This is a genomic window from Campylobacter sp. RM9333 (assembly GCF_020137705.1).
Classification (GTDB): Bacteria; Campylobacterota; Campylobacteria; order Campylobacterales; family Campylobacteraceae; genus Campylobacter_E.
In genome coordinates, this window is sequence record NZ_JACGAY010000031.1 from 1 (window position 1) to 14,020 (window position 14,020).

Annotated in this window: 9 protein-coding genes and 1 other RNA gene; 7 read left to right on the forward strand and 3 right to left on the reverse strand. The window is 28.3% G+C overall.

The features are described 5' to 3' along the window. The 3 genes from AVBRAN9333_RS08960 to AVBRAN9333_RS08970 all read left to right on the forward strand — a co-directional run. On the forward strand, positions 1-796 hold a 796-nt coding region (locus AVBRAN9333_RS08960), incomplete at its 5' end, for a hypothetical protein (protein ID WP_442862238.1). A gap of 9 nt (positions 797-805) precedes the next feature. Next, positions 806-1,423: a hypothetical protein gene (locus AVBRAN9333_RS08965; protein ID WP_336609869.1), complete on the forward strand. Its 618-nt coding sequence runs from the start codon at positions 806-808 to the stop codon at positions 1,421-1,423. A gap of 45 nt (positions 1,424-1,468) precedes the next feature. Beyond that, positions 1,469-2,119 carry a hypothetical protein gene (locus AVBRAN9333_RS08970; RefSeq protein ID WP_336609870.1) on the forward strand — a complete coding sequence of 217 codons (651 nt, stop codon included), beginning with the start codon at positions 1,469-1,471 and terminating at the stop codon, positions 2,117-2,119. Between the two features lie 136 nt (positions 2,120-2,255). Here AVBRAN9333_RS08970 and purU read toward each other — a convergent pair whose 3' ends face one another. Beyond that, the gene (gene purU, locus AVBRAN9333_RS08975; protein WP_214118690.1) at positions 2,256-3,083 is read right to left on the reverse strand and encodes a formyltetrahydrofolate deformylase; all 828 of its coding nucleotides are present in this window, start codon (positions 3,081-3,083) and stop codon (positions 2,256-2,258) included. A gap of 3 nt (positions 3,084-3,086) precedes the next feature. After that, entirely contained in the window at positions 3,087-5,696 is a 2,610-nt protein-coding gene (locus tag AVBRAN9333_RS08980) for a valine--tRNA ligase (RefSeq protein WP_336609871.1), read from the reverse strand. 104 nt (positions 5,697-5,800) lie between these two features. Here AVBRAN9333_RS08980 and AVBRAN9333_RS08985 point away from each other — a divergent pair, with 104 nt between their 5' ends. Continuing rightward, on the forward strand, positions 5,801-7,804 hold the full coding sequence (locus tag AVBRAN9333_RS08985; RefSeq protein ID WP_336609872.1) for an ATP-dependent helicase: 2,004 nt from the start codon (positions 5,801-5,803) through the stop codon (positions 7,802-7,804). A gap of 13 nt (positions 7,805-7,817) precedes the next feature. Here AVBRAN9333_RS08985 and AVBRAN9333_RS08990 read toward each other — a convergent pair whose 3' ends face one another. After that, complete coding sequence (locus tag AVBRAN9333_RS08990) at positions 7,818-10,157, reverse strand: heavy metal translocating P-type ATPase (RefSeq protein ID WP_336609873.1); 2,340 nt, start codon at positions 10,155-10,157, stop codon at positions 7,818-7,820. Between the two features lie 87 nt (positions 10,158-10,244). On the opposite strand from AVBRAN9333_RS08990, the gene rho reads away from it, so the two are divergent. From rho to ssrA, 3 genes are all read left to right on the forward strand, one after another. Beyond that, positions 10,245-11,564: a transcription termination factor Rho gene (gene rho / locus AVBRAN9333_RS08995; protein ID WP_214118675.1), complete on the forward strand. Its 1,320-nt coding sequence runs from the start codon at positions 10,245-10,247 to the stop codon at positions 11,562-11,564. Between the two features lies 1 nt (position 11,565). Next, entirely contained in the window at positions 11,566-13,308 is a 1,743-nt protein-coding gene (gene dnaX / locus AVBRAN9333_RS09000; RefSeq protein WP_214118673.1) for a DNA polymerase III subunit gamma/tau, read from the forward strand. Positions 13,309-13,691: 383 nt separating this feature from the next. Then, positions 13,692-14,020: a transfer-messenger RNA gene (gene ssrA / locus AVBRAN9333_RS09005) on the forward strand; the annotation flags it as partial.

The following is a 14,020-nucleotide window of genomic DNA, read 5'->3' on the forward strand; positions in this document are numbered from 1 at the left end:
AATAGAACATAATGAAAATGCAATATCACTTTATAAAATTTGTAAATCAATTGATATAGCAAAAAGCGTTGGTAATGCTTATAATGTTGTAAGACAAGTTGTAGGAGATGAATTTTTAAACTTAAACGATAGTTTTTCTAAAGATACTTTGTCAAACACCCCACATTTATATGAAATGAGAAAAAGCACCTTAGAAGTTACTCAAATATTTGATAATGATGACAAATTTAATAATTATTTTAAATCTAAAGAGTTTTCTAATGTTTTTTCAAAGCACAAAGACACATACTCATTATCAACCATTTTTGGTGCAGATGGTAATGTTTTTAATTATTATGAAACACGAGATGATAATATTTACGCTAAATGGCTTAGAAACTCTGCTTCAGTTTGCTGGAATCCACATGAAGAACATTATAAAACAGAAAACAGCGAATACACAAAAGGTGGCTTACTAATTGCAGCTCTTAGTAGTAATTATTTTTTGGTAGAAGGTGAGCGAACTGATTATGCTAAGCAAATAGGAGAGGATAGATTTACTCCTATGGATAGGTTAAATTATGGAGCTTTACCAAAAGAACTTAGCTCATTAAAATTACAAAATGTAGATGGGTTTGATGGTAAAGAATTTGAAAGTATTATGAAGCGATATCAAAAATTATTATATGAAATGCTAAGTGGTAAAAATCTAAAAGCTCCTAAAGATATAGATAGTTATGAAACATTTGAAGAGTTTTTGCAAGTGGCTTTACAATACAGCCAAAAAAATATAAGTTTATTTGATATGAAAGTATAGGGATTTGTTATGATGGTTAATGGAGTAAATAATTTTTCAAATACTTATGCAAATACGCTTAATAATAAAAATTCACAAAATAAAGCAAATGATGGGGCTAGTTTAGAATATCTAAAACTAGCTCAGCAAAAGCTAGAAAACGATCCGACCTATAAACCATTATATGACAATAATTTAGGTCTTCGTGATAAGCTAACTTATGGTATGTATGGAGCGTTAGACCCTGATGTTGTAAAGCATATAAGGTTGGAATTGGAGAAATCTCCAGAAATTGATACAGAAGAATTGGTAAAAACTCTAAATAAACTTTTTAAAAATTTAGATAAATTAACTTCAGATAACATAAGTAATGAAGAAAAAAATAAATTAATGAAAAGTATTTTTTCTAATACAGATGAAGATTTAAAAATATCACAATCTAAAGAAGAAATTAAACAAGAAGAAAAAGAAGAACAAACTAAAGAAAAACCTTACGAAGCCATAGAAGTAAAAGGCACTAGCACTCGTGAAAGTATGGAAGAAATACTTAGCAAAATTAATATTCAAAATATTAAAGATGAAAGAGATTTGTTGGCTATATTTTTAGCCTATAAAAATGGCGAGAATTTATATGATAAAAGGGTTTAAAATAAAAGAATTTAAAAATCTTAATTTTTATCAAAAGAGTAAAAAATGAAAATTAATTTTAATGATTTAAATCTAAGAAATTGGAATGAAGCTTATAAAGATTATCAAAAAGCAAAAACACCAGAAGAAGAGAATAAATACTTAAAAGAATTAAGTAATATCGCTTTATTTAAAGGTCAAAATGATAGTCAAGAAAACAATAATATAAGTAACAATAATGCATCGACAAATATTAGTGATATTTCTATATTTTATGTTTATATGCGAGATTTTGGTTATGCTAGGCTTCATCCTGAAATGTTTATTTCTAAGCTTTTTCAAAACGATGATGAGGCAAAGGATATTAAGGCATTTTTAAAAGAAAATGCCTTAAACAACGATTGTACTGCTAATTATGATTATGAGATTAAAGAGCTTTTTGCAAGTGATATTAGCGTGAATGAATTTAAGCAAAAATACTTAAAGCGTATAAACGAACTTAAGCAAGAAAATCTAAAAGATAATATAGAAGAAACTAGCGAAGAGCTTAAAAAAGATGAGTTTAAACCCATAGAAGTGAAAAGTGATAATATTCGTGAAAGTATGGAAGAGATTTTAAGCAAATTAAATAAAACTGAAATCAAAAATGAAAGAGATTTGTTGGCTATATTTTTAGCCTATAAAAATGGCGAGAATTTATACGATAAAAAAGTTTAGATTAAAAGAATTTAAAATCGTAAAATTAGCATAATTTTAAAACTAATCAAAAATTATTATATGTGTTTGATAAGCTAAGGAGTTTAATAAAATTAAGGCTTAAAAACTTAAACCCTAATTGTATTTTCAATTTTTTTTAAAATATAATTGTTTTATTACCTGCAATAAATACTTTATCATCAAACACTTTTTCAAGGGCATTTCTTAGCACTAGAGTTTCTATTTTTTTACCTGCTTTTCTTAAATCTTTTGAATTATAAGTGTGATTTACTCTAACTATGTCTTGAAAAATGATAGGTCCTTCATCTAAATTATCCGTTACAAAATGCGCACTTGCTCCTATGATTTTAACCCCACGCTCATAAGCTTGTAGATATGGATTTGCACCGATAAATGCAGGTAAAAAAGAATGATGAATATTGATGATTTTATCTTTAAAAGTATTTACAAAATTTGGGCTTAAAATCCGCATATATTTTGCTAATACTATATAATCAACATTGTATTTTTTAATCTCTTGAATTATATCTTGCTCGTAAAGTTCTTTATCTTTGCTAGTATCAATTAGGCTAAAATCTATATCAAATCTTTTCACAAAATCGCTTAAATCGTGATTTGCCATAACTTTTAAGATATTCGCATTTAGTTCATCTTCATAGTTTGCAAGTAGCAAATCCCCTAAACAATGAAGTTCTTTTGATGCTAGGATTATTATGTTTTTCTTTCTTTTTGGGCTAAATGTGATTTGTGCGTCTGTTAAAATCTGTTTTAAATTATTTATAAAATCATCTTTTACACTCTCACTTGAGCTTAAAATCGCTAGAAAATAAAAAGAATTTGTATCGCTATTTACAAATTCATTATTGCTTTCTATATTAAATCCCGCCTTATAAATCTCATTTGAGATAATAGCCACAAGCCCTTTTTTATCAGGGCAAGTGATTTTTAAGATATATTCATTCATAATTTATCCTATGTTATTTAATTCAGCTTTTATTTCATTTAATTCGTTTTCAGCTTTTTGCATAGCAATTTTGTTTTGTTCTACAACTTGTGTTGGTGCGTTAGCTACGAATTTTTCATTACTTAGCATTTTGTTTAGCTTTTCGTATTCTGCTAGAACTTTTTTATATCTATTTTCTAACTTAGCTTTCATTTCATCAAGTGCTTTGCTATCTACAAAAATAGCGGTTTTTAGGTTCGTGCTAACATTTACACTAAAGCTTTCTTTAGGATTTTCATCTTGGCTTAATTCTCCTACTTTAGCTAATTTTGCTATTAGTTTTAGATAATATTCATCAAATTTATGTTCGCTTATAATTTGTGCCGGAGCGTTTTTATCAGTAATATTTGCTGTTTTTTTGATACTTCTTAGGCTATTAATCGCTTCTTTGCAAAGCTCGTAGTTTTTGATAATTTGCTCTTCAGTGGTTGAAATTTCATTTATTTTAGGATATTTTTCTACCATAATTGAGCCGTTTTCAAAAATACTTGTGCTACCTAATTTATGATATAAATAATCACTAATAAATGGCATAAATGGACTAAGCAATTTCATAGCATTTAAAAATACGCTCGCAAGCTCATCTATACTACTCTCATCAGCCTTGCTAAACTCAATTCCATAATCACAAAACTCATCCCATAAAAACTTATAAATATTCATAGCAGCATCATTAAATCTATATTCATCTAAGTTTTTGCGAGTTTCATTTACGCATTTTTGAAATTCTGCGTTCATATAAATACCTAGTGTTGTTTTATAGCTATCTAGTATCTTATAATCCTTACCTTTAAGTAGTAAGAAATTTACCGCATTATAAAGCTTATTTGTGAAGTTACGAACTAAAATCATTCTATCTTCACTCATTCTTATATCTCTTCCTTGAACGGCTAAAAGTGCTAAAGTAAAGCGTAAAATGTCAGCACTATATTTATCAATGCTATCAAGTGGGTCAATTACATTGCCTTTACTCTTACTCATTTTTTGTCCGTTTTCATCTTTTACAAGTGCGTGAAGATAAATGTCTTTAAATGGGATTTCGCCTAGCTCATTTTCACTTTGAAATAGCATTCTACATACCCAGAAAAATAATATATCAAAGCCTGTAATCAAAAGCGAATTTGGATAAAAGTCTTTTATATCACTTTCATTCCATAAAGTGCCTTTACCAAAATCGCCATTGTTATAACCTAGAGTTGAAAATGCCCAAAGTCCCGAGCTAAACCAAGTATCAAGCACATCTTTATCTTGAGTGATACTCTCACAACCACATTTTTCACATTTTTCTACCTTTCTCTCACTTACATGAATATGTTCGCACTCATCACAATAATAAACAGGAATTTGATGTCCCCACCAAAGTTGTCTGCTGATACACCAAGGGCGTAATTCTCTTAGCCAAGCATTAAAGCTATTTATCCAATGAGCTGGATAAAACTTAGCATCACCATTATTTACCTTTTCTATAACTTTTGTTGCAATGTCGGTTTTTACAAACCATTGTTTAGAAATATACGGCTCAACGATATTTTTACAACGATAACAATGTCCAACTTGATTTACATAATCTTCAATTTTTTCAATAAAGCCTAATTCGTTTAGTTTATCAACTACTATTTTTCTAGCCTCAAGTCTTTCAAGTCCTTTAAACTCAGCACAATGCTCGTTTAAAATTCCATTTTCATCAAAAATAGTTAAAAACTCTAAATTATGTCTAAGTCCTACTTCATAGTCATTATTATCATGAGCTGGTGTTACTTTTACAATTCCTGTTCCAAAGCTCATATCAACATGGCTATCAGCTATGATTTTTATTTTACGATTTATAATAGGCAGCGTAACTTCTTTACCAACTAAGTGCTTATATCTTTCATCTTCTGGATTTATCATTACGGCAGTATCGCCAAAATAAGTCTCAGGTCTAGTAGTTGCAACTACTAAATAATCCTTATCATTTAAAAAATATCTTATATGATAAAGTTTGCCTTTATTTTCTTCATATTCAACCTCAATATCACTTAATGCTCCATCTTTTGTGCACCAGTTTATCATTCTGTTATTTTGCTCTATTAAGCCTTTATTATAAAGGTCCACAAAAGCTTTTTTAACAGCATTTTGAAGCCCTTCATCCATAGTAAAACGAAGTCTTGAAAAGGCAGGAGTAATGCCTAGTGCTTGCATTTGCTTAACTATAGCTCCACCGCTTTGCTCTTTCCATTCCCATACTTTTTCTATGAATTTTTCACGCCCTAGCTCTTCTTTTTTAATCCCTTTTGCTAAAAGTTGCTTTTCAACTACATTTTGAGTAGCAATGCCTGCGTGATCTAAGCCTGGTTGATAAAGCACCTTAAAGCCATCCATTCTTTTATATCTTGTAATAATGTCTTGCAAGGTAAATGTAAGTGCGTGTCCTATATGTAAAACACCTGTAACATTTGGCGGTGGCATCATAATTGCAAAGTTTTTGCCATTTTCTTGAATGTTTTTATTTCCATCTATTTCAAAATAGCCTTTTTGTTTGCAAAATTCATAATAATCTTTTTCAATTTCTTTTGGATTGTAAAAATCGCTCATAAATAATCCTTAAATTAGTGTTTTTTGCCATTTTATTAATTTTTGCTTATTTTTAGGTTATTTTGCTAGACTTTTTGGCTTTTAATTTAATTTGTGGAGATGTTTTGAATAGATTAAATGATGAACAATTTGCAGCGGTTAATACTAGTTTAGGTAGTAATTTGATAATAGCAAGTGCAGGAACAGGAAAGACAAGCACAATAGTTGCAAGGATAGAAAAATTATTAAATGATGGTGCTAAAGCAAATAGCATTATGCTACTTACATTTACAAACAAAGCCGCTCGTGAAATGATAGCAAGACTTGAAAAAAAACTCGGCTCAAGCAAGATAAAAGGCATTGTAAGTGGGACATTTCACGCAATTAGTCTTGAATATCTTAAAAAGCATAAAAATATTCAGCTTAAGCGAAATAGTGAATTAAGAGCCTTGCTAAAAAGTATTTACGAAAAATATTCTCCTAATAAAGATGATTTGTTTGATTATTCATATTTAGCCGATATTTATTCAAGGTTTAATAATACTAATTTAGTTGATGATTTTCGTGGATATTTGAAGGCTAATTATGAAGAGCAAGGCGATAATATTAATTTTTATTGCAAAGTTTTAAGCGAATACGAAGAGCAAAAAAAAGCTCATAATTATTATGATTTTGATGATTTATTGCTAAATGCTAAGGATTTTTTCACAAATGATTATAAAAATGAGCCTTTTTATGAAGTTTTAGTAGATGAATATCAAGATACAAATAATCTTCAAAGTGCGATTTTAGACGCAATCCCTAAAAAATCTCTTTTTTGCGTAGGAGATTATGACCAAAGCATTTATGCGTTTAATGGGGCAAATATAGAAATAATTGGAAGTTTTAAAGATAGATATAAAAATGCTAGAATTTATTCACTTAATAAAAACTATAGAAGTGTTAGCAATATTTTAGAATTTGCAAATAGGGTTATTACAAAAAACGAAAGGCTATATCCAAAAGAGCTAATCGTAACTAGAAAAGAAGCTACAAAACCTATTAAATTACATAGTTTTAATCTAGCAAACGAACAATATGAATTCATTGCCAATGATATTTTAAGCAAACTTGAAGCAAATAATAGAGCTGATATTGCAGTGATTTATCGCAATAATTCAAGTGGTGATTTAATGGAAAGAAGCCTAAAGCAAAAGGGCATTAAAATAGCTAGAAAAGGTGGCAGTAGTTTTTATGAATTAAAAGAAATAAATACTCTTATAAATTTAGCTAATTTAACTAATAAAAATAGTGATATTTTAAGCTTTTTAGGAATTTTATTAGAGAGTAAAGGTGTTGGAAATGCTAAGGTAAATATTATTTATAAAGCATTTTTAGAATTAGGAAATGGCTCTTTATTAGAAGGTATTTTAAGACCTATTAAAAAAGATAATTATGATTTTTTAGCTAAAAGCGATGAGGCTTTTGGTCTGTTTGCAAGAACTCAAAATCAAGCTAAGCAAAGTGAGTTTAGCTTTTTAGCAACCGAGTTTAAAAATAATCCTGTTTTATTGTTAAAAGAATTAAAATTTGATAATGTAACCTTTCTTGAAGAGCTTTATAAATTCTTAAAAGAAAATGAAAATATTGATAATCCTAGCGTTTTATTAAATAATGCTTATTCATCTAAGATTTTTAGCTTGATTATCAATAATCTTGCAGCTAAGCGTTCTTTTAAAGGTGCAAAAATAGTCAATGAGATAAAAGAGCAAAAGCTAGAAAATATTAAAAATAATTGTAAATATATTTTAGACGATGCGAAAAACTACAATACTTTTAAAGAATTTTATGAAAAAACTATTTTAAATATTGATTATGAAAATACTAAAGGGGTTCAGCTTTTAACCGTTCATGCTAGTAAAGGTTTGGAATTTGAAATTGTTTATTTGATTGACTTAGCACAAGGTAGATTTCCAAATCTAAAGCTTAGCAAAAGTGCTGGGGGCATTGATGAAGAGCGAAGATTATTTTATGTAGCACTTACAAGAGCAAAAGATGAGCTTATTATGAGCTGGGCTAAAAGGCAAAAAGAAGATGATAAAACAGACGCAATACGCTCAATTTTTATTGAAGAAGGTAAGAAAAATTAAAAGAATTTAAATCTTATTTTAAATTCTTTATTTTTTTAGCATAATTTTTAATTCTTATAGAATTAAGTATCACACAAATTGAGCTAAGCGACATAAAAATGCTAGCAATTAATGGATTTATAAGCCCCATAAAAGCTAGTGGAATACTAATTATATTGTATAAAAAGCTTAATGCTAGGTTTGTTTTTATTAGTCTATAAGTTCTTTTTGCTAATAAATGAGAGTTTTTAATGCCTATTAATTTATTATCAAGCATAATTATATCACTTGAATTAAGGGCTAAATTAGTAGCGTTTTTAAAGCTAATTGATACTAATGCTAATTTTAAAGCTAGTGCGTCATTTATGCCATCACCTACCATTAAGACTTTATTATTTTTACTAAGATTTTGAATTATTTTAAGCTTATCTTCGGGCAAGCATTCACTGTATAAATCATCAATTTGTAGTTCTTTTGCTATTTTTTCGCAAGGCTTTTGCTTATCTCCTGATAGCATTATTACTTTTATATTTTGCTTTTTAAAATAATTTATTAGTTCTAAAGCATCATCATTTAATTGATTAGAAAATACAAAATGCTCTAAAATCTCATCATTTTTAGCAAAAAACATTTCAGTTTCGTTTTTAGAATTTGCATTAATATTATGACTATTTAATAATTTTGCAGAGCCTAGATAGTATTTATCATTTTCAAATTCTGCAATCACTCCTAAGCCGCTTAATTGCGTGAGTTTAAAGTCTTTTAAACTAGGCTTAGTATCTTTTATATATTCATTTAGCGAACTTGCTATGAAGTGATTATTTTTATCTAAAATTGCTTTTAAAATGCTTTTTTCATAATCATTTAGATTTATTTGGCTTAATAATTCTAATTTTGATTTTGTTAAAACCCCAGTTTTGTCAAATACAGCTATGTCAATTTTGCTAAGATTTTCAATATAATTTGAGTTTTTAAATAATACTTTAAGCTTTAAAGCTTCGTGTAAGCATAAAAGATTTCCAACAGGAGCGCTAAGTGCAAGAGCGCAAGGACAAGCAATAATTAATAAACTAACGCTTCTAATAATTGCTTCTTGAATATCGCTCATATTATATAAAAAGCACAAAAACGCAATGCTAAAAATCGCATAACAAAAATAAACACCAATTTTATCAGTTAGTTTTTCTAGGTTTGATTTTTTAGTTTTATTTAGTAATTTTGCAAGTTTATTAATATAGCTATCTTGAAAAGTGCAATTTGCTATGTAATCAAAACTAGCACATTCAACCACGCTAGCGCTTTTTATAAAATCTCCTTGCTTAATATCAACTAATTCACTCTCGCCTGTAATAGCACTTAGATTTAATCTAGCTTGTAAGCTTTTACAAGTGCCATCTATTAAGATTTTATCCCCTAAAAATACTCTAATTACATCATCTTTTTTTATTTTAGTAACGCTTATTTTTTCTATTTTGTCATTTTTAACAATATTTACACTAGCGTTTAATAAATCACTTAAAAAATCAATATTTTCTAAAGCTTGTTTATATGATAATTGTTCTAAAAATCTACCTATAAAAACAAAGCAAATTATCATAGCTACGCTATCAAAATACACATAAGAAAGTCTTGTAAACATAGCATAAATACTATAAATATAAACTAAACTAGCCCCAAATGTAACTAGACAATCCATATTTAAAATCTTATTTTTTAAAGCAGAAATTGCGCTCTTAAACATAGATGAAGCACTATAAAAAAGCACAGGAGTGCATAAAACAAATTCTGCAAAATTAATAATATCTTGAACGCTTTGCTCCATACTAGAAAAATACCCAGCATATCTTGCGATACTAAGCCACATAATATTCATAACACAAGCAATTGCTACAATTAGTTTTGAATAAAACTCAATATGAGTTCTTTTAGCTTTCATTGTTGTATTTGGATTGTAAGCTAGTGGGATATAGCCTAGAGATATTATTATATTTAATATATCTTTTGCTTTAGTTTTATTAGGATTATATTCTATACTTGCTCTTTTTGTTTGATAATTTATATTAATTTCTAATACGCCTTCATTTTTAAGCAGCATTTTTTCAATAAGCCATACACAAGCTGCGCAATGTAAATTGTCTATTAAAATTAAAATTTTTTCATAATTATTTTCTTTTTCTATGCAAAAAGAGTTCTCATCATAAGAAATTTGCTCATTAATTTTAGATAAATTTGAAGCATTTTTATAAAAATCTTCTAAATTATTTTCGTTTATGAGATTAAAAACATTTTTACAACCATTACAGCAAAATGCGTTATTGCCTTGAAAAATCATACTATTTTTATCAAAATCTATTTTACAATGAGAGCACTTCAAGATAATTTCCTTTAATTTTATTGACAATTTTATTTTTAATTTATAAAATAATTTTTAATACTTCGTTTTTTACAAATAAGGAAATCAATGGATAAAGATATACAAACAGAACAAAAGCAAGATAAAAAAAATCAAAAAAAGCATATTCCAGTAGATGGATATAAAATAGAAGAATTAAAACTACTAACTCTTGAAAAACTAATAGAAATCGCAAACGAAGCTGGTGTTGAAAATCCGATGGAATTTAGAAGACAAGAGCTTATGTTTGAAATATTAAAAGCTCAAACAAAAAAAGGTGGTTTTATACTCTTTACAGGTATTTTAGAGATTAACCAAGAAGGTTACGGCTTTTTAAGAGCTATGGATGCGAATTTAAGTGATAGTGCAAACGATGCTTATGTTAGTAATTCACAGATTAAAAAATTTGCTTTAAGAGTGGGTGATATCGTAACAGGTCAAGTAAGAGAGCCAAGAGAACAAGAAAAATATTATGCACTTTTGAAAATTGAAGCGATTAATTATTTGCCTTTAGCAGAAGCTAAAAAAAGAGCTTTATTTGATAACTTAACTCCAATTTTTCCAACAGAAAAATTACAACTTGAATACGACCCTTTAAAGCTAACGGGTAGGGTGCTTGATTTATTCACACCTATTGGAAAAGGTCAGCGTGGATTAATAGTAGCACCACCTAGAACAGGAAAAACTGAATTAATGAAAGAATTAGCAACTGCAATTGCTAAAAATCATCCTGAAAGCCAACTAATAGTGCTTTTAATTGATGAGCGACCTGAAGAAGTAACTGATATGCAAAGATGTGTAAAAGGTGAAGTTTTTAGCTCTACATTTGATCAACCTGCATTAAATCATGTGCGTGTGGCTGAACTTGTGATTGAAAAAGCTAAGCGTTTAGTAGAAATGGGTAAAGATGTAATAATCTTACTTGATAGCATCACAAGACTTGCTCGTGCTTATAATACTGCAACTCCTAGTAGTGGTAAGGTTTTAAGTGGTGGTGTTGATGCAAATGCACTTCATAAGCCAAAAAGATTTTTTGGAGCTGCTAGAAATATTGAGCATGGTGGAAGCTTAACAATAGTTGCAACTGCTTTAATTGATACGGGTTCAAGAATGGATGATGTGATTTTTGAAGAATTTAAAGGAACAGGAAATAGCGAAATCGTTCTTGATAGAAATATTTCAGATAGAAGAATATATCCAGCTATAAATATTACAAAGAGTGGAACGAGAAAAGAAGAATTATTGCAAGGGCCAATTAATTTACCTAAGATTTGGGCAATTCGTTCAGCTATGAATTCTATGGAAGATGTAGAAGCGCTTAAATTTTTATATGCAAAAATGCTAAAAACTCAAAATAATGAAGAATTATTGTCAGGATTAAATGAATAATATGCAAAATTTATCACTTAAATATCGTCCAAAAAATTACGATGATTTAGTAGGGCAAAGTGCTGTTAGTAAGAGTTTAAAATATGCACTAGATAGTAAAAATATAGCTAATGCTTATCTTTTTTCTGGTCTTCGCGGGAGTGGAAAAACTAGCTCTGCTAGGATATTAGCAAAAGCACTAAATTGTGAGCGTGGGATTAGCTCAAAACCTTGTGGAATGTGTGCTAGTTGCGTTAGTAATGATGGAATAGATATTTATGAGCTTGATGCGGCCAGTAATCGTGGTATTGATAGTATTCAAGATTTAATAGAAAATACAAAATATGCACCACTTCATTCAAGATTTAAGATTTTTATAATTGATGAAGTACATATGCTTACTCGTGAAGCCTTCAATGCGCTTTTAAAAACACTTGAAGAACCACCTAGTCATGTTAAATTTATTTTAGCAACAACCGATGTGCATAAATTACCAGCTACTATTTTGAGTAGGGTTTTACATTTTAGATTTAAAAAAATTCCTTTACAAGATATTGTAAGTAGAATGGAATTTATATTAGCAAATGAGCAAATTCCTTATGAAAAAGAAGCTTTAACTCTTATTGCTAGAAGCGGTGGCGGGTCTTTAAGAGATAGTCTTACTTTATTAGAGCAAGGCATAATTTATTCTCAAAGAAAACTTAATAAAGAAAGCATAGCTTTAATGCTAGGCTTAATAGAGCCAAATATTATAAAGCAATTTTTTGCTGATGTTTTAAGCTCAAATGATAATGGTATTTTTAGGTTTTTAGAACTTGCTAAATCTTATGAAGCAAGTGTGGTAATTGATGAGATGAGTTCTTTTTTAAAAGATAGTTTTGCTAATAAAAATACAAATTTTTCTTTAATTTTATACGATAGATTTTTTCATATTTTAGCAAAGGCTAAAAATATGACGAAGATTAGCGATGATGATGAATTTATTTTATACATTTTAGCATTTATGTTAAAAGACGCTACAAAATTAAAAAGCATAGATGAAGATTTAAAAGTAGAAAATATAAATAAAAACGAGCAAGATTACTTAAATTTTGTAACTATGATTGCTAAAAGAGATTATAAATTAGGAGAAATATTTAAAGAATGTGCTTCTTTTGTAAGTTTTGATGGTAGTGAGTTTTGTATTAAAATCAACCCTAAAAATGAAGAAGATAAGCAGTATTTTAAACAATATTACACAAGTGTTGTAAAGAATGTATTTGCTAGTATCTTTAATGATGCAAAATTAGTTTTAATTAGCGATTTAACGAAACAAAATGTAAAAAATGAAGTAATAAAAGAAGAAAGTAATTATCCTAAAATAAATAATACTAATTTTGAAAATAATTCAAGTAAGAATTTGAAACAAGAATTTCAAAATAATTATAATACTTATGAAGAAGAGATTAAATATCCCGAGTATCAAAGCGATGATTTTTTAGATTCTAATATGGCTTTTGAAGATGAGGATAATATTTATGAAATACCAGATGATATTTTAGAGCAATACGAACCTGAACTTCAAAATATTTTATTTGAATCATTAGTAAAAATTAAAATAGAAAATGATACTTTAGAATTACATGTAATGCCGCCTTATAATGAGAAAGAAAAGGCTATTTTAAGAGATAATATTAAAAATGTTTTAGCTAAATGTAGTGCGTTTTTTAAAACTAAAAATGCAAAAATAATCAATGCAGAGCTAGATAAAAAAAAACTTCATTAGAAACTAAACCTAATGAGTTTAATAAAGAGCAAGATTTTAATATATCTAGGCATTTAGGTGAATTAGAATTATCTAAATTTGTAATAGAACCAGATTTTCAAAGTAGTATTGATTTAGAAAATAAGGCTAATGAGTTTAATAAAGAGCAAGATTTTAATATATCTAGGCATTTAGGCGAATTAGAATTATCTAAATTTGTAATAGAGCCTGAAAACATTGAAGAAAAAAATATAAATTTAGAAATAGAGCATTTAAAATTAAGTAAAGAACAATTAGAAATTAAGAAAAAATTAGATTTAATTACAAATGCTTTAGGACCTTTAAGTGAAAATAGACCTTGAAAAATAATGTTAATTTGATATAATCACGACTTTACTTTTCTTGGGGCTGACTAGGTTTCGACAGGATTAGTAAGGGATTAGCTGCATGCCGTGTTGCTACGTTAAACGCTAAATTAAAATTAAACGCAAACAAAAAAGAATTAGCTCCTGCTTACGCTTACGCTGCGTAAGTTCAGTTGAGCCCTGCGATGCTTAAAGCTTGTAATAGCATTAGCGGGTCATCATTCAAGCTAGTTTAAAGTTTTGGCTAGACTTTAAATAAAATAAAAGCCTTAGTTTTTGCTAAAGTCGTAAGCTGCACTTGGTAAAAATGAATTTAAGCAGCCTACTAAGCATGTAGACGCTGGTTTTGAGCTAGTTTTGGACTGGAG

Coding starts and splice junctions, on each gene's coding strand:
- purU (WP_214118690.1), bottom strand. CDS start 3,083: ATGAATGAATATATCTTAAAAATCACTTGCCCTGATAAAAAAGGGCTT.
- rho (WP_214118675.1), top strand. CDS start 10,245: ATGGATAAAGATATACAAACAGAACAAAAGCAAGATAAAAAAAATCAA.
- AVBRAN9333_RS08965 (WP_336609869.1), top strand. CDS start 806: ATGATGGTTAATGGAGTAAATAATTTTTCAAATACTTATGCAAATACG.
- AVBRAN9333_RS08970 (WP_336609870.1), top strand. CDS start 1,469: ATGAAAATTAATTTTAATGATTTAAATCTAAGAAATTGGAATGAAGCT.
- dnaX (WP_214118673.1), top strand. CDS start 11,566: ATGCAAAATTTATCACTTAAATATCGTCCAAAAAATTACGATGATTTA.
- AVBRAN9333_RS08980 (WP_336609871.1), bottom strand. CDS start 5,696: ATGAGCGATTTTTACAATCCAAAAGAAATTGAAAAAGATTATTATGAA.